This is a genomic window from Nocardiopsis sinuspersici, from assembly GCF_001998325.1.
GTDB classification, from domain to species: domain Bacteria; phylum Actinomycetota; class Actinomycetes; order Streptosporangiales; family Streptosporangiaceae; genus Nocardiopsis; species Nocardiopsis sinuspersici.
The window spans coordinates 2,267,783-2,289,763 of the sequence record NZ_MCOK01000001.1 but is presented as its reverse complement, the minus strand read 5'-3'; the positions used below and the strand labels follow the sequence as shown (position 1 = coordinate 2,289,763).

The 21,981-nt window shown below is 72.0% G+C and carries 20 protein-coding genes and 1 pseudogene; 12 read left to right on the top strand and 9 right to left on the bottom strand.

Annotated elements, in window-relative coordinates; translation table 11 throughout:
- The first annotated feature begins 31 nt into the window (after positions 1 to 31).
- The 4 genes from NOSIN_RS09850 (at position 32) to NOSIN_RS27180 (ending at position 3,956) form a co-directional block, all read left to right on the top strand.
- Positions 32 to 1,240: a homogentisate 1,2-dioxygenase gene (locus NOSIN_RS09850; RefSeq protein WP_077690441.1), complete on the top strand. Its 1,209-nt coding sequence runs from the start codon at positions 32 to 34 to the stop codon at positions 1,238 to 1,240.
- On the top strand, positions 1,237 to 2,085 hold the full coding sequence (locus NOSIN_RS09845; protein ID WP_077690440.1) for a hypothetical protein: 849 nt from the start codon (positions 1,237 to 1,239) through the stop codon (positions 2,083 to 2,085). The genes NOSIN_RS09850 and NOSIN_RS09845 overlap by 4 nt, the downstream gene beginning before the upstream one ends.
- 33 nt (positions 2,086 to 2,118) lie before the next feature.
- The gene (gene fahA / locus NOSIN_RS09840; RefSeq protein WP_077693520.1) at positions 2,119 to 3,333 is read left to right on the top strand and encodes a fumarylacetoacetase; all 1,215 of its coding nucleotides are present in this window, start codon (positions 2,119 to 2,121) and stop codon (positions 3,331 to 3,333) included.
- A 209-nt stretch (positions 3,334 to 3,542) separates the two neighbouring features.
- Positions 3,543 to 3,956 carry a hypothetical protein gene (locus NOSIN_RS27180; protein WP_170293582.1) on the top strand — a complete coding sequence of 138 codons (414 nt, stop codon included), beginning with the start codon at positions 3,543 to 3,545 and terminating at the stop codon, positions 3,954 to 3,956.
- 80 nt (positions 3,957 to 4,036) lie between these two features.
- On the opposite strand, the gene NOSIN_RS09830 is transcribed toward NOSIN_RS27180, so the two are convergent.
- Together NOSIN_RS09830 and NOSIN_RS09825 are read right to left on the bottom strand one after the other, a co-directional pair.
- Positions 4,037 to 4,975, bottom strand: coding sequence for an MBL fold metallo-hydrolase (locus NOSIN_RS09830; protein ID WP_077690439.1), 939 nt, complete (start codon positions 4,973 to 4,975; stop codon positions 4,037 to 4,039).
- Between the two features lie 116 nt (positions 4,976 to 5,091).
- Entirely contained in the window at positions 5,092 to 5,718 is a 627-nt protein-coding gene (locus NOSIN_RS09825; protein ID WP_077690438.1) for a TetR/AcrR family transcriptional regulator, read from the bottom strand.
- A 60-nt stretch (positions 5,719 to 5,778) separates the two neighbouring features.
- Here NOSIN_RS09825 and NOSIN_RS09820 point away from each other — a divergent pair, with 60 nt between their 5' ends.
- Positions 5,779 to 7,224, top strand: coding sequence for an aldehyde dehydrogenase family protein (locus tag NOSIN_RS09820; protein ID WP_077690437.1), 1,446 nt, complete (start codon positions 5,779 to 5,781; stop codon positions 7,222 to 7,224).
- 31 nt (positions 7,225 to 7,255) lie between these two features.
- Here the strand turns inward: NOSIN_RS09820 and ctaD are convergent, their stop codons facing one another.
- The gene (gene ctaD / locus NOSIN_RS09815) at positions 7,256 to 8,929 is read right to left on the bottom strand and encodes an aa3-type cytochrome oxidase subunit I (RefSeq protein WP_077690436.1); all 1,674 of its coding nucleotides are present in this window, start codon (positions 8,927 to 8,929) and stop codon (positions 7,256 to 7,258) included.
- Between the two features lie 285 nt (positions 8,930 to 9,214).
- Positions 9,215 to 10,813, bottom strand: a complete 1,599-nt coding sequence (locus tag NOSIN_RS09810) for a polysaccharide deacetylase family protein (RefSeq protein ID WP_077690435.1) — start codon at positions 10,811 to 10,813, stop codon at positions 9,215 to 9,217.
- A 135-nt stretch (positions 10,814 to 10,948) separates the two neighbouring features.
- Between NOSIN_RS09810 and NOSIN_RS27465 the strand changes: the two genes are divergently transcribed.
- Positions 10,949 to 11,419, top strand: coding sequence for a hypothetical protein (locus tag NOSIN_RS27465; protein ID WP_193371900.1), 471 nt, complete (start codon positions 10,949 to 10,951; stop codon positions 11,417 to 11,419).
- A gap of 84 nt (positions 11,420 to 11,503) precedes the next feature.
- Here the strand turns inward: NOSIN_RS27465 and NOSIN_RS09800 are convergent, their stop codons facing one another.
- Positions 11,504 to 12,613 carry a C15 family peptidase gene (locus tag NOSIN_RS09800; protein WP_077690434.1) on the bottom strand — a complete coding sequence of 370 codons (1,110 nt, stop codon included), beginning with the start codon at positions 12,611 to 12,613 and terminating at the stop codon, positions 11,504 to 11,506.
- 194 nt (positions 12,614 to 12,807) lie between these two features.
- Between NOSIN_RS09800 and amaB the strand changes: the two genes are divergently transcribed.
- From amaB to NOSIN_RS09780, 4 genes are all read left to right on the top strand, one after another.
- Positions 12,808 to 14,364, top strand: coding sequence for an L-piperidine-6-carboxylate dehydrogenase (gene amaB / locus NOSIN_RS09795; RefSeq protein WP_077690433.1), 1,557 nt, complete (start codon positions 12,808 to 12,810; stop codon positions 14,362 to 14,364).
- A 139-nt stretch (positions 14,365 to 14,503) separates the two neighbouring features.
- Positions 14,504 to 14,971: a MarR family winged helix-turn-helix transcriptional regulator gene (locus NOSIN_RS09790; RefSeq protein ID WP_077690432.1), complete on the top strand. Its 468-nt coding sequence runs from the start codon at positions 14,504 to 14,506 to the stop codon at positions 14,969 to 14,971.
- 64 nt (positions 14,972 to 15,035) lie between these two features.
- Positions 15,036 to 15,464 carry an organic hydroperoxide resistance protein gene (locus tag NOSIN_RS09785; protein WP_077690431.1) on the top strand — a complete coding sequence of 143 codons (429 nt, stop codon included), beginning with the start codon at positions 15,036 to 15,038 and terminating at the stop codon, positions 15,462 to 15,464.
- 158 nt (positions 15,465 to 15,622) lie between these two features.
- Positions 15,623 to 16,930: an MFS transporter gene (locus NOSIN_RS09780; protein WP_143832905.1), complete on the top strand. Its 1,308-nt coding sequence runs from the start codon at positions 15,623 to 15,625 to the stop codon at positions 16,928 to 16,930.
- Between the two features lie 137 nt (positions 16,931 to 17,067).
- Here NOSIN_RS09780 and NOSIN_RS09775 read toward each other — a convergent pair whose 3' ends face one another.
- From NOSIN_RS09775 to NOSIN_RS09760, 4 genes are all read right to left on the bottom strand, one after another.
- On the bottom strand, positions 17,068 to 18,078 hold the full coding sequence (locus tag NOSIN_RS09775; protein ID WP_077690429.1) for a hemolysin family protein: 1,011 nt from the start codon (positions 18,076 to 18,078) through the stop codon (positions 17,068 to 17,070).
- Positions 18,075 to 19,454, bottom strand: a complete 1,380-nt coding sequence (locus NOSIN_RS09770) for a hemolysin family protein (RefSeq protein ID WP_077690428.1) — start codon at positions 19,452 to 19,454, stop codon at positions 18,075 to 18,077. Before NOSIN_RS09770 ends, NOSIN_RS09775 begins: the two co-directional genes overlap by 4 nt.
- A 229-nt stretch (positions 19,455 to 19,683) precedes the next feature.
- The gene (locus tag NOSIN_RS09765; protein WP_171986575.1) at positions 19,684 to 20,244 is read right to left on the bottom strand and encodes a TrmH family RNA methyltransferase; all 561 of its coding nucleotides are present in this window, start codon (positions 20,242 to 20,244) and stop codon (positions 19,684 to 19,686) included.
- A gap of 123 nt (positions 20,245 to 20,367) precedes the next feature.
- Positions 20,368 to 21,030 carry a class I SAM-dependent methyltransferase gene (locus NOSIN_RS09760; protein ID WP_077690426.1) on the bottom strand — a complete coding sequence of 221 codons (663 nt, stop codon included), beginning with the start codon at positions 21,028 to 21,030 and terminating at the stop codon, positions 20,368 to 20,370.
- A 110-nt stretch (positions 21,031 to 21,140) separates the two neighbouring features.
- Here NOSIN_RS09760 and NOSIN_RS28260 point away from each other — a divergent pair.
- Both NOSIN_RS28260 and NOSIN_RS28255 read left to right on the top strand, forming a co-directional pair.
- Positions 21,141 to 21,338, top strand: a pseudogene (locus NOSIN_RS28260) (DUF1918 domain-containing protein); the annotation flags it as partial.
- A gap of 63 nt (positions 21,339 to 21,401) precedes the next feature.
- Entirely contained in the window at positions 21,402 to 21,680 is a 279-nt protein-coding gene (locus NOSIN_RS28255; protein ID WP_455430051.1) for a DUF1876 domain-containing protein, read from the top strand.
- Positions 21,681 to 21,981: the final 301 nt, after the last annotated feature.

Below are 21,981 nucleotides of genomic sequence, written 5' to 3'. Positions count from 1 at the left end.
CGGACACCCGACACGGAAGGGAGAACACGCCATGGCCCACTACCGCCAGGTCGGCGAGGTGCCCCGCACCCGCCACACCCAGCACCGCACCCCCGAGGGCGGCCTGTACTACGAGGAGCTGATGGGGGAGGAGGGCTTCTCCTCCGACTCCTCGCTGCTCTACCACCGGGCCATCCCCTCGGCCATCGTCGACGCCGCCGAGTGGCGGGTCCCCGACCAGACCCGCACCCGCAACGCGCCGATGGTGCCCCGCCACCTGAGGCTGCACGACCTCTTCTCCGACCAGGAGTGGAAGGCCGCCGACGTCGTGGAGTCGCGCCGCCTGGTCTTGGGCAACGACGACGTGCGCATCTCCTACGTCGTGGCCGGGGCCCCCTCCGAGCTGTACCGCAACGGCATCGGCGACGAGTGCGTGTACGTGGAGTCGGGCACCGCCCGTGTGGAGACCGTCTTCGGCCTGCTGGAGGTCGGACCGGGCGACTACGCCGTCCTGCCGCGCGCCACCACCCACCGCTGGGTGCCCACCGGCGACGGGCCGCTGCGCGCCTACGTGGTGGAGGCCAACAGCCACATCGCCCCGCCCAGGCGCTACCTGTCCAGGTACGGGCAGTTCCTGGAGCACGCCCCCTACTGCGAGCGCGACCTGCGCGGCCCCTCCGAGCCGCTGCTGGCCCAGGGCGAGGACGTCGACGTGCTCATCAAGCACCGCGGCGACGGCCCCGGCGGTATCTCCGGCACCCGCTACACCTACCCCACCCATCCCTTCGACGTCGTGGGCTGGGACGGGTGCCTGTACCCCTACGCCTTCAACATCGAGGACTTCCAGCCCATCACCGGGCGCGTCCACCAGCCGCCGCCCGTCCACCAGGTGTTCGAGGGCCACAACTTCGTCATCTGCAACTTCGTGCCGCGCAAGGTGGACTACCATCCCGGCGCCATCCCGGTGCCCTACTACCACTCCAACGTCGACTCCGACGAGGTCATGTTCTACTGCGGCGGCGACTACGAGGCCCGCAAGGGCTCCGGGATCGGCCAGGGATCCGTCTCCCTGCACCCGGGCGGCCACTCCCACGGCCCCCAGCCCGGCGCCTACGAGCGCAGCATCGGCGCCGAGGCCTTCGACGAGCTCGCCGTCATGGTGGACACCTTCCGCCCGCTGGACCTGGGCGAGGGCGGCCTGGCCGGCGACGACGGCGTCTACGCCTGGAGCTGGGCCGGCGGCCGGAGGGAGCAGCGGTGAGCGCGGTGCTGTACCGCGGGCTCTTCGACGACGCGGCGCTCTTCCCGCCCGGCAACGCGCCCATGGGCGGGGCGCTGCCCGCCCACCGGGCCCACCGGGCGGGCCCGCGCGCCGAGTACGTCGGCCCGTTCCTGGTCTCCGACGCCCGCGTGTGCGAGCTGCGCGCGGTCCTGGCCCGAGAGGAGGACCCACCCGGACCGCTCACGGTCGTGGTCACCGTCCCCGGCGGCGCCGACGATGTGGCGCCCGCCGTGGAGTCCGTCCTGGCCGATCCGGCGCTGTGCCTGGCCGGGGTGGAGGCCGCGGCGGAGCCCGGCGGGGCCGCGGCCCTGGCCGAGCGGCTCCGCGCCCACCTGCCCGAGGGAGCCGAGGGATTCGTGGAGGTCTCCCGCCGGGGTGACGTGCGCGCCGACGTGGAGGCGCTGGCGGGCACCGGCCACAGCGCCAAGTTCCGCACCGGCGGACTCACACGCGAGGCCCACCCCGACGAGGAGGAGCTGGCCGCGTTCCTGCGCACGGCGGTGGAGCTGGAGGTGCCCTTCAAGTGCACGGCCGGTCTGCACCACGCCGTGCGCCACACCACCGGCGAGGGCTTCGAGCAGCACGGGTTCCTCAACGTGCTGCTGGCCACCGCCGCCCTGCTCGACGGCGCCACCGAGCGGGAGGCCGCCCACGTGCTGGCCGACCGCGACGGTCCCCGCCTGGCCGCGCTCGCCGCCAAGCTCACCGACGCCGAGGCCGGGCGGGCGCGCCGCAGCTTCCGCTCCTTCGGCACGTGCAGCGTCACCGATCCCCTGGGGGACCTGGTCGTCCTGGGGGCGCTGCCCGCGTCCCGTACCCGCTGACCCGTCCACTTCTAGAAAGCGAACGCCATGCCCGTGCCCGACAGTTGGCTCGACCTCGCCCCCGACGCACAGTTCGGCCTGGCCACCCTTCCCTACGGGGTGTTCGGCACCGACGCCGACCCCGCCCCGCGCACGGGGGTGGCCGTGGGCGAGTACGTCCTGGACCTGGGCGCCGCGGCCCGCGCCCTGGACGCGCCCTTCGCCGACACCGTCTCCGGCCCGAACCTGGACGGTCTCCTGGCGGCCGGGCGCCCGGTGTGGGACCAGGTGCGCGCGGCCCTGGCCTCGTGGCTGACCGACCCCGCCCACGAGGCCGCGGTGCGCCCCCACCTGGTGGACCGCTCCACGGTCCGGCTGCACCTGCCCTTCACCGTGGCCGACTACGTGGACTTCTACGCCTCGGAGCACCACGCCACCAACGTGGGCCGCATCTTCCGTCCCGAGCAGGAGCCGCTCACCCCGAACTGGAAGCACCTGCCCATCGGCTACCACGGCCGCTCGGGCACCGTCGTGGTCTCGGGTACCGACATCGTGCGCCCCACCGGCCAGCGCAAGCCGCCCACGGAGTCCGCGCCGGTCTTCGGACCCTCCACGCGCCTGGACATCGAGGCCGAGGTGGGCTTCGTCGTCGGGACGCCCAGCGCGATGGGCGAGCGGGTGGAGGTGGACGAATTCGCCGACCACGTCTTCGGGGTGTTCCTGCTCAACGACTGGTCCTCCCGCGACCTGCAGGCCTGGGAGTACGTGCCGCTGGGGCCGTTCCTGGGCAAGTCCTTCGCCACGTCCGTCTCGCCGTGGATCGTGCCCGTCTCCGCCCTGGAGTCCGCCCGGGTGGAGCAGCCCGCCCAGGACCCCGAGCCGCTGCCCTACCTCCGGGGGTCGGAGCCCTGGGGGCTGGACCTGCGACTGGAGGTACGGCTGAACGGGCACCTGGTGTCGACCCCGCCCTTCGACCGGATGTACTGGACCGCGGCCCAGCAGCTCGCGCACATGACCGTCAACGGGGCGTCCCTGCGCACCGGCGACGTCTACGCCTCCGGTACGGTCAGCGGCCCCGAGCCCGGCCAGCGGGGCTGCCTGCTGGAGCTGACCTGGAGCGGCAAGGAGCCGCTGCGCCTGCCCGACGGCACCGAGCGCGCCTTCCTGGAGGACGGCGACGAGGTGACGATCACCGCAACCGCCCCGGGCCCGGACGGGACCAGGGTCGACTTCGGTGAGGTCGCCGGCAGGATCCTGCCCGCACGCTGACCCGGGTACGGCCCGGCCACCGGGCCGCCCGCCGCGTCGGGGGGCCGGTGCGCGCCCCGCGCACCGGCCCCGCGTCTCGTCTCACATATTCTTGTACGGTCCAGCGGTGGGCGTGAGGAACTATCTGATCGAAGGAGTTTCCGGAACCGGAAAGACCTCGGTCTGCGGAGAACCGCGGCGGCGCGGTCACCATGCCATCAACGGTGACCGTGAACTGGGTTACCAAGGCGACATCGGGCCTCTTTGCCCGCGTTCCAGAGTTCGACGTGGACCAGCGCGGCACCGCCACGCGCACCTGCCCCGATCACCTCGGTGTGCGCAACGTGCCCGGAGGCGCCTGCCGGGGCGGCAACCCCTGCCGGTCGGTGCCGAGCGAACTCCCGCACCCGCCGGCCCGGCCCCGGACGCCCGCGCCGGGCGGGGGAGGGAAGGACCGCCGAGGGCGGGGATCTGACGGGGGAGGGGCGCCCCGCCTCGGACCGGCCCTGACCGAGCGCATCCTGGCCTCCCTCCCGGCCTGTGGGCCGACCGCCGCCGACGGTTCCACCGAGAGGGCCGGCCCCGCGCATCCGCCCGCGCGGCGGGCGATCATCGACGGCATCCGCCAACGGCTCGCCGCCTGACCGCACCACCAGAATGAAATCTATGGTGTAAAGGTGCCGGTTGTTCTCATATCAATCACGGCTCAGGCGAACCGCGACGGTCAACCGAGCCCCGACCAGGGGTCCTCGCGGCGCCACACGGTGGGCAGGTGGAGCTGGACGTGCTGCTCGTGGGCGAGCCGGGCCAGGACGTGGAGCGTGGCGTCGAGGTCGTCGTGCGTGAACGGCAGCGCGCGCGGGGGCTCGTCGAGCGGGCGGAAGAAGTCGTCCCAGTGGACCAGGACCACGCGGCGGGCGCCGACCGTCTCGACGGTCTCCCGCCAGTAGGCGCGGATGTGGCCCTCGCCCCGGTGGCCGAGCTGTCCGACGCCGAGGTAGGCGACGTCGGCACGGCGGCCCCCGAGCGCACGCGGCGTGTATCCGGCGCTGCCCTGGACCAGGGCGGTACGCCCGCTGGTGTGCTCGACCAGGAGCGACCAGGCCTCCCCGCACTTGTAGGCCGTGGCTCTGGCCGGTGGCACCAGCGGCCGCCCGATCGATCCGGGGAACCGGTCGGGCGCGCTGTGCTCGGACTCGACCATGGTGAGTGTGAAGGCTCCGCATGAGACCGGCTCGCCCGGCCCGGCCACGACGATGCGGTCCTCGGCCAGGCCTGCTCCCCGCCCCACGTTCGCGGCGGACTCTCCTCCTACGAGCGTCGCCCCGGTGCGGGCCGCCACGAACGCGGAGTCGAGCGCGTGGTCGAAGTGGGTGTGCACGGGGACCACGGCGTCCAGGCGGCGACCGCCGTCGAGGGGGTCGAAGCCGAGCCGGCCGAGCGCACCGGTGACGCGGGCGGGGTCGGGCGCGAGTTTGCCGAGGGCGACCCGGAGCAGGCCCGGCCGGGAGAGGAACCCGTCCGTCATGAGGGCCGACTCCCCGTCGTCGAACAGCAGGGTGGACACGCCCAGGAAGGTGACGCCGAGGTGCGGCCCGGCCGGCGGGACGTCGAATCGGGCGGCATGGGCGCCCAGGTCGGGGCGGCCGGGTTTCCAACGCATGACCGGACGCTACCGGTGGTACGTGGTGCGCGATACGCCGGGGACGGCCTGGACGCGTTCCTCACGCGAGGTCGGCCGGTCAGCCCCGCCCGGTGGGCGTCGACGCGGCTTCGGGCCTATGCGGTTCGTGCGCCCAGGGCGCGCAGCAGGTAGGGCAGCAGCCGTTCGGCCATGTCCGTGCCGGGCCGGGAGCCGGGCGTGTGCGGGATGAGGAAGGTGTGGCTGACCATCGGTCCGATCACCATCTCGCCCACCACCAGCGGGTCCTGTCCCGGTGGGATCTCGCCCCGGTCGGCGGCCCGGGCCAGGAGCGCCTCGACACGGGCCTGGAGCGGTAGGACGAACTGCTCCATGAGCACGTCGGCGAGTGCCTGGTTGTGGGCGGCCTCGCCCAGCACGGCGCGCAGCAGGCGCCCGGAGGGGCCGTCCAGGGCGGCGGCCTTGTCGTGCAGGAGGGCGGCCAGGTCCGAGGGCAGGCTCCCGGTGTCGTGGTCGGGGCCCAGTTCCTCGGCCCAGGTCTGGGAGGCCCCCAGGACCAGGTCCTCCTTGGAGCGCCAGCGCCGGTAGAGCGTGGCGGTGGAGACACCGGCACGTCTGGCGACGGCGGCGGTGGTCAGGCCGCTGTAGCCGTGCAGTTGGAGTTCGGTGAGGGTGGCGTCCATCAGCGCGCGGTCCCGGCTGGCGTCGCGTGGCCTTCCCCGGTGGGGGGCGTGCGGCGCGTCCGGCAGATGGTCCGTGGTCATGTCCGGAATCCTATGCCAGACCCTCTTTCGAAACGAAAGTGTTTCGTTTAACATCACCCCATGACGAACACCTCGAACGCACGAGCCGTCGGGAACGCCACCGCGCCGCAGTCCGGTGAGCCGCTGACCCTGACCACCGAGATCCCTCCGATCGTCGCCCGCCTGCGTGCCGCGTTCGCCTCCGGCCGTACCAAGCCGATCGCCTGGCGCCGCGCCCAGCTGCGCGCCCTGCGCCGCCTGCTCACCGAGGAGCGCACCACCCTGGAGCAGGCCCTCAGGACCGACCTGGGCAAGAGCCCGGTGGAGGCGCACACCACCGAGATCGGCTTCGTGGTCAACGAGATCGACCACACCCTCAGGCACCTGGCCTCCTGGCTGCGCCCCCAGCGGGTGTCGGTGCCCCTGGCCCTGGCTCCGGCCAAGGCGCGCCGCGTGCGCGAGCCGCTGGGTACCGTGCTCATCGTCTCGCCGTGGAACTATCCGGTGAACCTGTCCCTGGCGCCCCTGGTCGGCGCCATCGCGGCCGGAAACGCCGCCCTGGTCAAGCCCAGCGAGCTCGCCCCCGCCACCTCCGCCGCCCTGGCCGAGCTGGTGCCCCGCTACCTGGACGCCGAGGCGGTCGCGGTCGTGGAGGGCGGCGTCCTCGAGAGCACCGCCCTGCTGGAGGAGCGCTTCGACCACATCTTCTACACCGGCAACGGCGCCGTGGCCCGTATCGTCATGGCCGCCGCGGTCAAGCACCTGACCCCCGTCACCCTGGAGCTGGGCGGCAAGAGCCCGGTCGTCGTCGAGCCCGGCGTGGACCTGGCCACCACCGCGCGCCGTCTGGCCTGGGGCAAGTTCACCAACGCCGGGCAGACCTGTGTGGCCCCCGACTACGTGCTCGCCGTCGGCGGCACCGCCGAGCCCCTGCAGCGGGAGCTGGCCGCGGCCATCACCGAGATGTTCGGCGACGACCCGGCCCGGAGCGCCGACTACGGGCGCATCGTCAACGAGCGCCACTTCGACCGGCTCACCGCGCTGCTGGAGAGCGGCACCGTGGTCGCCGGCGGACGGCACGACCGCGGGGAGCTCTACATCGCCCCCACCGTCCTGGGCGGGGTGGATCCGGACTCCGCGGTGATGTCCGAGGAGATCTTCGGGCCGATCCTGCCGATCGTGGAGATCCCCGACCTGGACGCGGCCATCGCCTTCGTCAACGAGCACGACAAGCCGCTGGCGCTGTACGGCTTCACGAACTCGGAGGAGACCAAGCGCCGGCTGACCACCGAGACCTCCTCGGGCGGTCTGGCCTTCGGCCTGCCCGTCGCCCACCTGGCCGTTCCCGAGCTGCCCTTCGGCGGTGTGGGGGACAGCGGTATGGGCGCCTACCACTCCGTCGCCTCCGTCGACACCTTCTCGCACACCAAGTCGGTGCTGGACAAGTCGCTGTTCATGGACACCATGAAGGTCGCCTACGCGCCGATCACCGACCTGAAGGAGAAGCTGCTGCGCAGACTCCTGTGAGCGGCGGGGCGCGTGCCGCCCCGCCGCCGGGTCAGTGCTCCCGGGAGGTGCCGCTCCCGGCGGCCGTGGACTCCCCCGCCGCGTACGGGTGGTTGAGGTCGAAGGCGGGCCGCTCGGAGCGGATCCGCGGCAGCGACGCGAAGTTGTGCCGGGGCGGCGGGCAGGAGGTCGCCCACTCCAGGGAGTTGCCGTAGCCCCACGGGTCGTCCACCCCGACCTGGGGGGCCTTCTTCGCGGTGATGTAGACGTTCCAGAAGAAGATCAACGTGGAGGCGGCCAGCACGAACGAGGAGACCGAGGAGATCTGGTTCAGCTCGGTGAAGCCGTCGAAGACCAGGTAGTCGGCGTAGCGGCGCGGGAAGCCCGCGGCGCCCAGCCAGTGCTGGACCAGGAACGTGCCGTGGAAGCCCAGGAACAGCAGCCAGAAGTGGAACTTGCCCCAGGCCTCGTTGAGCATGGTGCCGGTGAACTTGGGCCACCAGTAGTAGAAGCCCGCGAACATCGCGAACACCACGGTGCCGAACACCACGTAGTGGAAGTGGGCCACCACGAAGTAGGAGTCGGTGACGTGGAAGTCGATGGGCGGTGAGGCCAGGAGGACCCCGGTGAGTCCGCCGAACAGGAAGGTCACCAGGAACCCGATGACGAACAGCATCGGCGTCTCGAAGCTGATCTGGCCCCGCCACATCGTGCCGATCCAGTTGAAGAACTTCACGCCGGTGGGCACCGCGATGAGGAAGCTCATGAAGGAGAAGAACGGCAGGAGGACCGCGCCGGTGGGGAACATGTGGTGGGCCCACACCGTCACCGACAGGCCGGTGATGGCGACGGTGGCCGCTACCAGGCCCTTGTAGCCGAAGATCGGCTTGCGGCTGAACACCGGGATGACCTCGGTGACGATGCCGAAGAAGGGCAGCGCGATGATGTACACCTCGGGGTGGCCGAAGAACCAGAACAGGTGCTGCCACAGGATCGCGCCGCCGTGCTCGGGGTGGTAGACCTGCGTGCCGACGATGCGGTCGGCGGCCAGGGCGATCAGGGCGGCGGTGAGCACCGGGAACGCGATGAGCACCAGCACCGAGGTGAGCAGGATGTTCCAGGTGAAGATCGGCATGCGGAACATCGTCATGCCCGGCGCGCGCATGCACAGGCCGGTGGTGATGAAGTTGACCGCGCCCAGGATCGTGCCCAGGCCGGACACGACCAGGCCCAGGGCCCACAGGTCACCGCCCAGGCCCGGTGAGCGGACCGGGCCCGAGAGGGGCGTGTAGGCGAACCAGCCGAAGTCGGCCGCGCCGCCGGGGGTGAGGAACCCGCTGACGGCGATGAGGCTGCCGAACAGGAACAGGTAGTAGCTGAACAGGTTCATTCGCGGGAAAGCCACGTCGGGGGCGCCGATCTGCAACGGCATGATGACGTTGCCGAATCCGATGAACAGCGGGGTCGCGAACATCAGCAGCATGATCGTGCCGTGCATGGTGAACAGCGCGTTGAACTGGTCGGTGGACACGACCTGCATGCCCGGGAGGAACAGCTCGGTGCGTATGAGCACCGCCATGACGCCGCCGAGCAGGAAGAAGGCGAAGGCGGTGATGATGTACATGTACCCGATGATCTTGTGATCGGTCGAGGTGATCCAGTTGACGAGGGTTCCCCTGGGCGTTGTTCCCTGTTCTTCCTCGGCCTCGGTTTTCGCTGGTGCCACTGCTCGTGCCTCCGTGCGGGAATGGGTGAAGATCAATAGGAAAAGGTGGATTTTCCTATTTGGAATGATTTGCGAAAGGCGTTTTCCGGCCCCCGAAAACGCAACCTATCCCATTGCGGTGGTCCCGGCGAGTTTCACGTCAGGCGTACATGCGAATTCCCGTCGCCGACACCCGTGACAAAGGCGCGCGAGAACTGGAGAGGCCTCGAAGGCGGGCGCGTTCGGTCCACGGGCCCGCCCCGCCCCAGGCGCCGTGGTCCGTCCTGGGGCGGGGCGTCGGCGGTGTCAGGGCACCTGTGCGTCGGTGTACACGTCGCCCGGCTCCAGGCCCGGGGCGCCGAAGAGGTCGGTGACCGTGACGAAGTGGTAGCCCTGCCGGTGCAGCCCGGCCAGGACCGCGGGGATCGCCTGCACCGACGTCTCGTGGATGTCGTGGAAGAGCACCACGCTCCCGGGCACGCTGTGGGTCAGCGCGTACTCGCTGACGGCGTCGCTGTCGCGGTTCTTCCAGTCCAGCGTGTCCACGTCCCACAGGATGAGGGGCTGGTCCACCGACCGGCGCACCGTCCCGTCCAGCGATCCGTAGGGCGGCCGGATGGTCGGGGGAACGGAGCCGGTCAGCTCGCGCACGGCCTCGTTGGTGCGCTTGATGTCCTTGCGGATCTCGTTGCCCGACATCCGCGCCAGGTCGCCGTGCTTCCAGGTGTGGTTGCCCAGTTCGTGGCCCTCCTCGGCCATCCGCCGCACCGGGTCGGGGAACTCGTCCACCAGCGATCCCAGGACGTAGAAGGTGGCTCGGGCGTCGTACTCGTCCAGGATGTCCAGCAGTGTGCCGGTGTGCTCGCCGGGTCCGTCGTCGAAGGTCAGCGCCACGCACTTGAGTCGCGCGCAGTCCAGGGTGTGCCCCTGGGCGCTGAGTTCCTCGCCCAGCGGCAGGTCGTCGTCGGCGTTGTTGCCCGACAGCGCGGCCTCCCGGGCCTGGTAGCCCAGTTCGGACAGCAGTTCCTCGGTGTCCTGGGGTTCCACGGGCACCAGTACCTCCTCGGTCCGGCCCGCGGAGGGTATCCGGGAGGGGTCCATCCGCACGGCCAGGCCGCCCGCCGTGCTGAAGGCCAGGTCCTCCAGCGGTGAGCCCGCCCAGTGGTCGGCCGCCTCGCGGGCCCGCTCTGGGTCGGCCAGGCCGGGTTCCCGGGGCCTTCCTTCGCCTCGCGGGTCGCCGGAGGGTGTGGCGTCCTCGTCCAGGCTCGCGGTTCCCGGCGTCGCGCCGTCCTTCTCCCCGCCTCCTCCCCGGGCGACCTCGCCGACCAGGCCGGGCAGTTGCCGGGTGGGGAGGTTGTAGCCCTCCTCCAGCACCTCGGCGACCGCCATGTGGGCCTGCCGGATCGCCTGCTCGTCGCGAAACAGCGACGTCCACGGCAGTACCTCGCCGCTGTCGTCGTCGTACCAGAGGGTGTGGGCCTCGAAGGTCTCCTCCGCCCCGACCGTGGTGGTCGCGGTCAGCCGTACGCCCACCACGTCGGGGGAGGCGGCCAGGATGGTCGCGTCCTGGTGCAGTTCGGGTGTGCCCCGGTCCGGGAGGTCCTCCAGGAAGGCGGTCTGCCGCCGGGCCATGCGGGTACGCGTCTCCACCGTCATCGGGTGGGCGCCGCCCAGCATCGGATAGCGGTAGCCCACCACGCTGTGGTCGGTGGCCACCGTCACCGTCCGTGCCTGTACCCCGGCCATGTCGTCGGGTGAGGTCCTGACGGCCTCGGCGTAGGGCGGGGCCTGTTCCACGGCATGGCAGCCCGGGACCAGAAGCAGGCCAAGGGCGGCGCTGACGGAGATTTTTCGTCGCAGAGAGGTGAGAGCCACCAGGGGACCATATCCGAGCGGTCCGCCCATGTGTGAATCATTCCGCGGCGAAACGGTGACTCTGTGTCGCGAACGGGGTGTCGGGCGCACCGGAGGGGCCTGGGATACTGAGAGGCCGTCACATCCCTCCGGGGTACCCGCCCCGGACTCCCCCGAAAGGCACCCATGAGCTACGGTCCCGGAACCGGTGGTTATCCGCCCCCCGGCGGAGGCAGCGGTGGCTACCCTCCCCCCGGCGGGGGCGGCGGTGGTTATCCGCCTCCCGGCGGGGGCGGCGGAGAGTACCCCCCGCCGCCCGGAGGCTTCGGCGGTCCCCCTCCGCCCCCGGGAGGCTGGTACGGCGGCTCCGGATTCCATCCGCCGCAGCAGCCCGCGAGCCAGGGCCCGGCCATCGGCGCCCTCATCGCCAACGTCGTCGGCCTGTGCCTGTGCTGGGCCCTGGCGATCGTGGGCCTCATCCTGGCGATCGTCGCCCTGACCATGACCAGCACCAACCCCCAGGCCGCCAAGACCTGCACCCTCATCTCCTGGGTGCTCTTCGGCGCCGGGATCGCCCTGTGGATCGTCATGTTCTTCTTCTACGGGGCGGCGGGGATCTTCGCCGTCCTGGAGGAGGGCTCCGTGTCCACCTACTGACAGGTGCGGGTGCCGCGGCCGCGGCACCCGCCCGTGGTCACGGCGGCGGCACCACGGGCGGTCTCCGCTTCGCCGGGGCCGGGCTCAGCCCTTCGCCCGTGCGCTGCCCCACTCCCTCGTCCGCGCCGCGTCGGCGGCCACGGCCGCCACGATCAGACGGACCTGGGCCAGGACCGCGGCGCTCTCCTCCGGTTCCTCGTCCGGGCCCCCGACCAGGGGCAGGTGCACGTGCCCGGCCGGGACCTGCTGCCCGGACCTGTCCCGCAGCAGTGTGTTGCGGTAGGCGATCTCGTTGGACAGGTAGTCCCCGCCGCCTCCGGACCGCGCGGACGAACCCTCGGTGGGGCCGTCCGGGCACCACACCGTTTCGTCGCCGCCCGCCGGAACCTCGGCGACCTCGGTGTTGACCGCCACCGGGTGGGGCCTCTGGTCCGCCGCCGCCGTGATCTGCTCATGGGGCAGTGAGGAGCGCGTCCACTCCGGGGCGTCCGGAACGGGGATCCTCCCCGTGCACGACACGTCCAGGTTGTCCTCGCCCCCTCCGCGCCAGGCGCCGTTCCACACCTCCAGGTCGAAGCGGCCGGGCCGTCCGCGGCTGAGTGTCACGACCGCGTCCGCGCGCCCGTACCAGTCGGCCAGCGCCTCCTCCACCAGGCCCGCGTCGAAGTCGGCCCAGCGCACCGGGAACACGGCGGTACGTACCACGGCCGTGTGCTCGCCCACGGGGAAGGTCCACCCGTTCAGGTCCAGCGCCGCCGCGCCGGAGGGGTTGGAGCACTCGGGGTCCTCGTCCAGACCGAAGGGGTCGAAGCCGGTCACGATCACCCGGATCCACCGGTCGCCGGGTGGGAAGTCCAGGTCGGTGATACCGCGTGAGCCGGTCTCCAGCAGGTGCAGCAGTTCGGCGCGCTCGGCGTCGGAGAGGGGGAAGTCCGGCTGCCAGGACCGCAGTCTGGCGGTCAGCACCAGCCGTGCCCAGTACAGGGGGCGGTCGTCGGATCCGTCGCGTGCGGCCTCCGTCCACAGCCGGGAGGCGTGTGCGATGACCACGTCCCGGGCCTGGGAGAGGTCGCCGCTCGCCCGTAGGTCGGCACTGAACAGGGGATCGGCGGCGCCGAAACCGGAGCGGGTCAGGATCGAGCGCGCCTCGGGGAGGTCGGCGCGCTCTTCTTCGGGGCTGGTGTGGTGGGGCAAGGGGTCGCTATCTTCTCGCAAGGTGTCCGGTCGCGGTCGGGGGAGGGGCCAGGTGAGTCTAGCGCCGTACGAATCCGGTCGTAGCGGGCAGAGCACGGCCTGGCGCGGGGATGAGACGTCGGGGGTGGACCGGGGGGTTCGGACTTGGCAGTGTGTGTAGTGACCGCTGCCCCTCTCAACGGAGAGAGAAACACATGTCCACTTTCGCCCTCCCCGACACCGAGGTCCTCGCCGAGCGCGCACGGGCCGCCCTGGAGCGGTGCGGCCTCGACCGGCCGCGTGAGCCGGCCGGGCCGGCCGGGTCCGCCGGCGCGGCCAGGACGCCCATCACCGGGCGGGAGCTCTTCCCCCTGGACCACGACGGCGCCGCCTCCGTGGAGCGCGCCCTGGACACGGCCCACGAGACCTTCACCTCCTCCTGGCGCGACACCCCCGCCCCCGTGCGCGGGCGGCTCGTACACCGGCTCGGTGAGCTGTTGCGCGAGCACAAGGACGACCTGGCCGAGCTGGTGACCATCGAGGCGGGCAAGATCCGCTCCGAGGCCCTGGGCGAGGTCCAGGAGATGATCGACATCTGCGATCTGGCCGTGGGTGTGTCCCGGCAGCTGTACGGGCGCACCATGCCCTCCGAGCGGCCCGGCCACCGGCTCATGGAGACCTGGCACCCGCTGGGCGTGGTCGGTGTGATCACCGCGTTCAACTTCCCCGTGGCGGTGTGGTCGTGGAACACGTGTGTGGCCCTGGTGTGCGGCGACACGGTGGTGTGGAAGCCCTCGGAGCTGACCCCGCTGACCGCGCTGGCCTGCCACGGCCTGCTCATGCGCGCGGCGGCCGACGTCGGCGCGCCCCCGGGAGTCCACCAGGTGGTGCTGGGCGGACGGGAGGTCGGGGAGGCCCTGGTGGAGGACCACCGTGTGGCGCTGCTGTCGGCGACCGGTTCGACGGCGATGGGACGCTCGGTCGCGCCCAGGGTGGCCGCCCGCATGGGCCGCTACCTGCTGGAGCTGGGGGGCAACAACGCCGCGGTGGTCGCCCCGTCGGCGGACCTGGACCTGGTGGTGCGCGGCAGCGTCTTCTCGGCCGCCGGCACCGCGGGCCAGCGCTGCACGACCCTGCGCCGCCTCATCGTGCACGAGGACGTGGTCGAGGAGGTCACCCAGCGCGTCGTGGACGCCTACAAGCAGTTGCGCGACCGGATCGGCGATCCCTTCGATGAGTCCACCCTGGTGGGTCCTCTGGTGGGTGAGCGCGGGTACACGGCCATGTGCGAGGCGCTGGAGCGCGCCGGCGCCGACGGCGGCGAGGTGCTCGTGGGCGGTGGCCGGCGCCTGGCGGAGGAGGCCGCCGAGGCCTACTACGTCGAGCCCACGGTGGTGCGTATGCCCGGCCAGACCGCGGTGGTGGGGGAGGAGACCTTCGCTCCGATCCTGTACGTGATGTCCTACCGGACCCTGGAGGAGGCCGTGCGGATGCACAACGGCGTGCCCCAGGGCCTGTCGTCGGCGATCTTCACCCAGGACCAGGCCGAGGCCGAGCGGTTCCTGTCCGCGGCGGGGTCGGACTGCGGGATCGTCAACGTCAACATCGGTACCTCCGGTGCGGAGATCGGTGGTGCCTTCGGCGGGGAGAAGGACACCGGCGGGGGACGCGAGTCGGGATCGGACGCGTGGAAGGCCTACATGCGCCGGGCGACCAACACGGTCAACTACGGCGGTGAGCTGCCGCTGGCCCAGGGGGTCCGCTTCCTGTGAGCATGTGTGCCCGCGTCCCGGTGCGGGGCGCGGGCACGGGGCGGCGCGCAGAAAAGTTGCGCCCTATCATGTTGCGCCCAATCGATTTCTGTTACGGTGGTGCCCGACCGGCGGTCCCGTACGCGTGGAAGGGAACACCGTGGCCGAAGCGGAAGGGGACAACCCCCTCGCCCTGGACAACCAGCTGTGCTTCTCCCTCTACGCGGCCTCCCGTGCCCTGACCGGGCTGTACCGGGAGCTGCTGGGGGACCTGGGGCTGACCTACCCGCAGTACCTGGTCATGCTCGTGCTGTGGGAGCGCGGGACACTCACCGTCAAGGAGCTCAGCCGCGCCCTGCACCTGGACTCGGGAACGCTCTCGCCGCTGCTGCGCCGCCTGGAGGGCGCAGGGCTGCTGACCCGCGAGCGCAGCGCCACCGACGAGCGCGTCGTGGAGGTCTCGGCCACGCGTGAGGGCGAGGAGCTGCGTGCACGCGCCGAAGGGGTCCCCGACCGTGTCCTGTGCGCCGCCGACCTGCCCCCGGACCAGGCCGCAGCGCTACGGGACGCGCTCGGTCAGATCACACGTTCGGTGGAGACGGTCTCCAGCAGGCACATTACCTGCTGAGGCCGCCCTCCGGACCGACCGCTCCAACCACGGCGACCGCGTGTCGCCAACGAGAGAGGCAAACATGGCATACGACGTGATGTACACCGCCAACGCCACCGTCACCGGTGAGGGTCGCAAGGGCAGCGGAAGGACCGACGACGGCCGCCTGGAGGTCGACCTGTCCGTGCCCAAGGGCATGGGCGGTGACGACGGCGTCGGCACCAACCCCGAGCAGCTCTTCGCCGTCGGCTACGGCGCCTGCTTCCACGGCGCCCTCAAGGCGGTCGCCCGCAAGGAGAAGATCGACGTCGACGGCTCCACCATCGACTCCCAGGTCAGCCTCGGCAAGTCCGACGAGGGCATGGACCTGACCGTCACGCTCACCGTCACCATCCCGGGCGTGGACCAGGCCAAGGCCGAGGAGCTCGTCCAGGGCGCCCACCAGATGTGCCCCTACTCCCGCGCCACCCGCGGCAACATCGAGGTGAACCTGACGGCCAAGGCCGTCTAGGCACCGCCAGCCGAGGGGGAGGGCGCGACGCGCGCCCTCCCCCTCGGTCGTGTCCGGGGCCGCCCGGACCGGCCACCACCGGTACCAGGAGCGCCGCGCGCACCGCCGCCCTGGGGGCGCTAGGGTGATGCCCGCCCGTCCCGGCCCCCGAAGGAACCGTGTTGTCGGCCGAACCCTCCCCGCCCCCTCCCCGGTTCGGCGCGCCCTTCCACCGGTTCTGGGCGGGCTGTGTGTCCAGCAACCTCGCCGACGGCGTCATGCTCACCACGCTGCCCGTGCTCGCGGCGGCGCTCACCGACGATCCCCTGGCCGTCGCGGGACTGGCGGCCGCACGCTACCTGCCCTGGCTGCTCTTCGGCCTGTTCGCCGGGGTCCTCGCCGACCGCTTCGACCGGGTCCGGACGATGGCCGCCGCCAACCTGGTGCGGGCCGCGGTGATCGTCGCCCTGGCGGTCCTCACGACCGCCGGGCAGGCCACCGTCACGCTCCTGTACCTGGTGATGTTCACGGTCATGACCTGTGAGGTCTTCTACGACGTGGCCGGGCGTGCGGTCCTGCCCTCCTTGGCGCGGGGCGCGGTGGACCGGGCCAACGGCCGACTGGTGGCCGGACGCGAGGTCGCCCAGGAGTTCGTGGGGGCTCCGCTGGGCGGGTTCCTGTTCGCGGTGGCGGCGTCTTTGCCCCTGGCCGTCAACGCCGGCGCCTGGATCCTGGGGGCGGTGGTCCTGCTCGGACTGCCCCTGGCCGCCCGGGGGCCGGGGGCGCGGTCGGCACGGCCTCCCGGTACTCCCGTGCACGGCGTGCGCGCGCCCGTGGTGGGACCGGTCCTCTCCGACCTGGCCGAGGGGCTGCGCTTCGTGTGGCGGGACGTGCCGCTGCGGGCGCTGGTGCTGTTCGTCGCGGTGGCGAACTTCGGCGCCGGAGCGCTGGCCGGGGTGTTCGTGCTGGTGGTCCAGGACCACTTCGGGGTGCCCGAGCCCCTGTTCGGGGTGTTCCTGGCGGTGGCGGCGGTGGGCGCGGTCATCGGTGCCGCGCTGTCGTCCCGGGCCGGTGAGCGGTTCGGCCGGTTCCCGGTCCTGGCGGCCGGGTTCCTGGGGCAGGCGGGGCTGTGCGTGGTGTTCGCCTTCGCGCCGAACGCGTGGGTGGCGGCGGTGGCGTGGTCGTCCCTGGCCGGGGTGAGCACACTGGCCGGTGTGCTCGCGGCGGGAATGGTGCAGCTTGTGGTGCCCGAGCCTCTGATGGGCCGGGTGCTGAGCGCGAAGAAGGTGCTGTCCTTCTCACTGCTGCCCCTGGGCGCGCTGGCGGGCGGCCTCCTGGGCCGGGTGGACCTGCGGGTTCCGGCGGTGTTCGGGGCGGTGGTGGTCGCGGTGGCGACGGTGTGGGTGTGGAACCGCCTGCGCGTGTTGGCCGCACGCGCGGACGAGGCCGAACGGGCGGCACGCCGGTCCGGTCCGGTGGAGGGGTAGGCCCGCGCGGTCGAAGGACCCACCGTGGGCCGGGGAGCGGGCGAGGGTCCACCGCCGGGTCCCGTGGTGGTCCTCCCCGACACCCGGGAGGGGCCGGAAGGGGCGCTGTGCCCCTTCCGGCCCCTCGCCCCACGGTCTCAGGCGGCCGTCTCCAGCAGCAGCAGGCGGTCCAGGATGTCCTGGAGGGTGACCAGGCCGATCAGCTCCCCGTCCGCCTCCACCAGGGACAGGTGGCTGCGGCTCTCCCGCATGATGCTCATCGCCGCGTACATCGGCGTCTGCGAGTGCAGGGTGAGCACCGGGCGCATCAGGTCGGCCGCCGTGGTGCCCGGGGTGTCGGTGAGCGCCTCGCGCACGTGCAGCACGCCCACCGGCTCGCCCCGCTCCATCACCACCAGGCGCAGGTGTGTGGACTCCCGCGAGACCCGCTTGATCTCCTCCACGTCCGCCTCGGGGGCCACCGAGGCGATCTCCTCGCGCCGGGTGACGATCTCGTCCAGCGGGCGTGAGTTGACCTCCAGCGCGGTGGCCAGCTGGTCGCGCCGCTCGGCGTCCAGCGCCCCGGCCTTGGCCGAGTGCTCCACCAGCTCGCGCACGTCCTCGGGGCCGTGGCCGGCCGAGATCTCGTTCATCGCGTTCACACCGAAGCGGTGCAGGCACCAGTTGGCCATGCCGTTCAGCATCAGCAGCAGGGGCCGGGTGAGCCACATGAAGGCCCGCATCGGGATGGCCAGCAGGGTCGCCGACCTCTCCGGGTGCGAGATCGCCCAGGACTTGGGCGCCATCTCACCCACCACCAGGTGCAGGAACGTCACGACGATCAGCGAGAGCACGAACGAGGCCACCGTCGACACCGCGTGCGGCAGACCCGTGAACAAGGGCTCCATCAGGTGGTGGACGGCGGGCTTGGAGATCGCGCCCAGCGCCAGAGTGCACAGCGTGATGCCCAGCTGCGAGCCGGCCAGGAGCAGTGACAGGTCGCGTGCGCTGCGCAGGGCCGCCCGCGCCGACACGCTCGTCTCCGCGGCCTCCTCCAGCCGGTAGCGGCGGGCCGCCACCAGCGCGAACTCGATGGCCACGAAGAACGCGCTCAGGGCGATGATGGCCGCGGTCAGCACCAGCGCCAGCCACACGTTCATGTCGCTCACGCGTGCACCTCCGTTCCGTTCTCGACCGCCTCGCGCAGGCGCAGCTCCACCGTGTGCGGAACGTGTCTGTGCACGGTGTTGACGGTCAGGTTCAGCGCCATGTCGGGGTCTTCCTCGTGTGCGCTGGTGGGGCGGGGCAGGCGGATCTGGGCCTGGTCGCCCACCTCGGGCAGCCGGTGGAGCTCGTGGATGACCAGCCCGCCCACGGTCTCGTAGTCGCCCGGGGGCAGGTCGTGGCCGATCAGGCGCTCGACCTCGTCGATGTGCAGCGCGCCCGGAACCAGGTAGGAGCCCTCTCCCTCCAGGTAGGCGGGCGACTCCTCCTCCGGGGTGTGCTCGTCGGCGATCTCGCCGACGAGCTCCTCGGCCAGGTCCTCGGTCGTGATGACCCCGGCCAGGCCGCCGTACTCGTCCACGACGCAGGCGAACTCCTCGTTCGCCTCGCGCAGCCGGTCCAGCAGCACCGGAAGCGGCAGCGACGCGGGCACCATCACCGTCTCCCGGGCCACCTCGCTGACCTTGACGTCGGACAGGTCGCGGCCGCCCAGGGCGAGTACGTCGCGCAGGCAGATGACGCCGACGATGTCGTCCACGTCGTTGCCCAGGACCGGGAAGCGCGAGTGGTCGGAGGCCATGAGCTCCACGACCCGGCTGACCGGGTCGCCCTCCTCCACGGTGGCCACCTCCGGACGCGGGATCATCGCGTGCCCGGCGGTGCGGTCGTGGAAGTCCAGGGTGCGGTCCAACAGCGTGGACAGCTCGGCGGGCAGGTCCCCGCTCTCCCGGGACTCGGCGATGATGCTCTCCAGGTCGCGCGGTGTCGCCGCGTGCTGGACGTCCTCCACCGGCTCGATCCGCACCGCCTTGAGGAGCAGGATCGCGGCCTGGTCGAACAGCCAGATGACCGGGCCGAAGATCCTCAGGTAGATCCCGGTGGACAGCGCCAGCCAGCGCGCCACCGGCTCGGGCCGGGCGATGGCCAGGTTCTTGGGGAAGAGCTCGCCGAAGACCATCTGCACGATGGTGGAGAACAGCAGCGCGAGGACGGTTCCCACGGCCACGCCGGTCCCCACGGGGACTCCGACCACGCCGAGGAGTTCGCCGACGCCCCGGCCGATCATGGGCTCGGCCACGTAGCCGACCAGCAGCCCGGTCACGGTGATGCCCAGTTGGGCGCCGGAGAGCATGAAGGACGTGCGCCTGGTGATGTCCAGGGCCCGCTTGGCCCCGGTGTCACCGGCTGCGGCCCGCGCCCGCAGGCGCGAGCGGTCCACGGCCATGAAGCCGAATTCCTGGGCGACGAAGTAGCCCGTCGCCACGGTGATCAGGAAGACCACCAGAGCGCCGAAGGCGACACTGAGGATGGTGCTCGTCATCGGGCACGCACCGCCTGGGTCCGCTTCGCGGCACGGCTCCTACGAAGGTGCGCGCCCCTCGTAGAAGGGGGCTCGTCGTCTGGGTCACAGCATCCTGCGAGGATGCTGCCGGTACTTCGGGACGGGTCCACTGTTCCTCTCTCTGCGCCTGGTGCGCGTTGATGGTGTGATGGGAGTGGCCTGCTGTGGAGTAAGGACGAAAAATCGCGGGAGAAAGTTCCCCGGCCGCTCAGTTCCCGGCGGGAGCGTCGGCGTCCTCGCCGAAGGAGGCCCACTCGCGGCGCCGGGCCTCGGCGAGCGCGATCGCGGTGGCCACGGCCACGTTCAGCGATCCCACCCGCCCGATCTGCGGAATGTAGGTGAGGGCGTCCGCGCCCGCCAGGAGCGCGGGGGAGCAGCCGTGGTCCTCCGCGCCCACCGCCAGGCACACGTCGGCCTCCAGCGGGGCGGCGTGCAGCGGGACGGCGCCGCCGGCCAGCTCGACCGCCACCACCCTGTAGCCGGCCTCGTGCGCGGCGGCCAGGGCCTGGGGGGTGGAGGAGAGGCGCGTGTGCTCCACCTTCGCGGCGGTGCCCAGGGCGGTCTTGCCGACCTTGGGGTCGTCGGGGTCGGCGCTGTTGCCCGTGAGCCAGAGGTGGTCGACGCCGAAGGTCGCGCAGGTGCGCAGGATCGACCCCAGGTTGAAGGGCTGGGTGACCGATTCGACGAGAAGGGCGAGGCGCCCCTCGGTGCGCCTGCGCCACTGGCGGTTCAGGCGTTTGACGTCCGTGGGACGCAACTGCGTGCTCAACTGCGGTGTGTTCCTCGACGGGTGTGTCCGGGGTGGACCCGGTGGTCGGTTGTCCGCCACAGAGTACCGGTCAGCGCGTGTGTGTGCACGCACGGACCCTGGCACATCCAGGCAAAAGGTACCTCAAGGGAGGGAACGGCGTACCGCCAGCACGCGAAAGCCCGCCCGTGAGGCCACGCGCTCGGCGGGCAGCCCCTGTGAGTCCAACCACTTCTGCAGCGAGTCCGAGCCCAGGTGGCGCTGTACGACCAGGTGGGCCACGCCCTGGGGCGTGAGCCGGCCCAGCCAGGTGCGCAGCATCGCGTGCAGTACGTCCTTGCCCACCCGGATGGGCGGGTTGGACCACACCGCGTCGAAGGGGCCGAGCAGGTCCTGGGCCGTGGGAGCCGCCGTGTCGTCCCCGCCGTCCTCCGCCGCCGCGTTCGGGGCGCCCTCGGGCCCCACCGCCGCGAAGCGTGCGTTGTCCAGCCCGTGCTCGGCGGCGTTGCGCCGTGCCAGGTCCACGGCGCGGGTGTTGACGTCCACGCCCAGTACGTGTGCTCGGGGCGCGCGCGAGGCCATCGTCAGGGCGATGGGGCCGTAGCCGCAGCCCAGGTCGAGCAGGCGCCCCTGGTCGGGCGGCGCCGGGACCGTCTCCAGCAGCACCCGTGTGCCGAGGTCGACCTTGTCGGGGGAGAACACGCCCCGGTCGGTGCGCAACCGCAGGTGCAGGTCCGGCAGGACCAGGTCGGCGGTGGAGGGGCGGCTGGCGGCGCCCGGATCGGAGTCGAAGTAGTGCTGGGCCACGCCGTGACGCTACCAGGGCCCGGGAGGCCCGCCGGACCGGGCAAAAACCTCGTATCCCCCCATGAACGAAATCGCCAACCTCCCGGCCGAGGGTGCGCGGAGTGGTGAAGATGGAGGTATCCGACGTTTGTGGGGGACCCATGCGAGCACAGGTAGGAGACCGGCTGGTGGTCGAGAGTCCACGTGTGGACGCCCACCGCAGGACGGGTGTCGTCACGGGGGTCCGGGGGCTGGGGGGCTCGCCCCCGTACCAGGTGCACTGGTCCGACGCGGAGCGGGGACACGACACCCTGGTCTACCCGGGGCCGGACGCACACGTGGAACACCCGCCCGGCGGTACGGGCGCGGCGGACGCGGAGGAGGCCGATGCCATGCAGACGACCAAGCGCTGGAACGTCGACGTCGTCGTCTCCGAGGAGAGCGAGGGCGACAGCGCGCGGACCTGGGCCGAGGTGGGCCTGGCCACCGACGACGGGACGGCGCTGAGGGGGCACGGGATGGCCCGCAAGCATCCCACGGACATGGACGTGCCCGAGATCGGGGAGGAGCTCGCGGTCTCGCGCGCCCTGTCCGACCTCTCGCGCCAGCTCCGCCAGGTCGCGGCCGCGGACATCAACGACTACAGCGGCCTTCCGTGGCGGCCCACCTGACCGGGCGGGAGCCGCCGTGGTCGCATCACGAGGGCCGCCCAGGTGCCTGGGCCCGGACCGGTCGCCGGTCCGGGCCCTTGGCGTGACCGGCGACGTTGGGGTACGGGGCACCGGGCCGACACCGCGCGGACCGGAAGTGGTCACCTTCACCACGAGTCGTTTGCGCCCGCCGGTCACCGGGATCGGGCACACTCGGAAGTCGGGTACGGCCACCGCCGGGAGGCGGAGGGGCCGCCCCGGCCCCCAGCGGCCGGGGCGCCGCCGTGCCCGACCAGGCCGTGTCGGGGGAGCGTGCGCCAGC

Bases quoted from the DNA above. Each gene is read 5' to 3' on its own strand.
- NOSIN_RS09850 (WP_077690441.1), top strand. From the start codon at position 32: ATGGCCCACTACCGCCAGGTCGGCGAGGTGCCCCGCACCCGCCACACC.
- NOSIN_RS09830 (WP_077690439.1), bottom strand. From the start codon at position 4,975: ATGCGTTGGAAACCCGGCCGCCCCGACCTGGGCGCCCATGCCGCCCGA.
- NOSIN_RS09825 (WP_077690438.1), bottom strand. From the start codon at position 5,718: ATGACCACGGACCATCTGCCGGACGCGCCGCACGCCCCCCACCGGGGA.
- NOSIN_RS09820 (WP_077690437.1), top strand. From the start codon at position 5,779: ATGACGAACACCTCGAACGCACGAGCCGTCGGGAACGCCACCGCGCCG.
- NOSIN_RS09810 (WP_077690435.1), bottom strand. From the start codon at position 10,813: ATGGGCGGACCGCTCGGATATGGTCCCCTGGTGGCTCTCACCTCTCTG.
- NOSIN_RS27465 (WP_193371900.1), top strand. From the start codon at position 10,949: ATGAGCTACGGTCCCGGAACCGGTGGTTATCCGCCCCCCGGCGGAGGC.
- amaB (WP_077690433.1), top strand. From the start codon at position 12,808: ATGTCCACTTTCGCCCTCCCCGACACCGAGGTCCTCGCCGAGCGCGCA.
- NOSIN_RS09785 (WP_077690431.1), top strand. From the start codon at position 15,036: ATGGCATACGACGTGATGTACACCGCCAACGCCACCGTCACCGGTGAG.
- NOSIN_RS09770 (WP_077690428.1), bottom strand. From the start codon at position 19,454: ATGACGAGCACCATCCTCAGTGTCGCCTTCGGCGCTCTGGTGGTCTTC.
- NOSIN_RS28255 (WP_455430051.1), top strand. From the start codon at position 21,402: ATGCAGACGACCAAGCGCTGGAACGTCGACGTCGTCGTCTCCGAGGAG.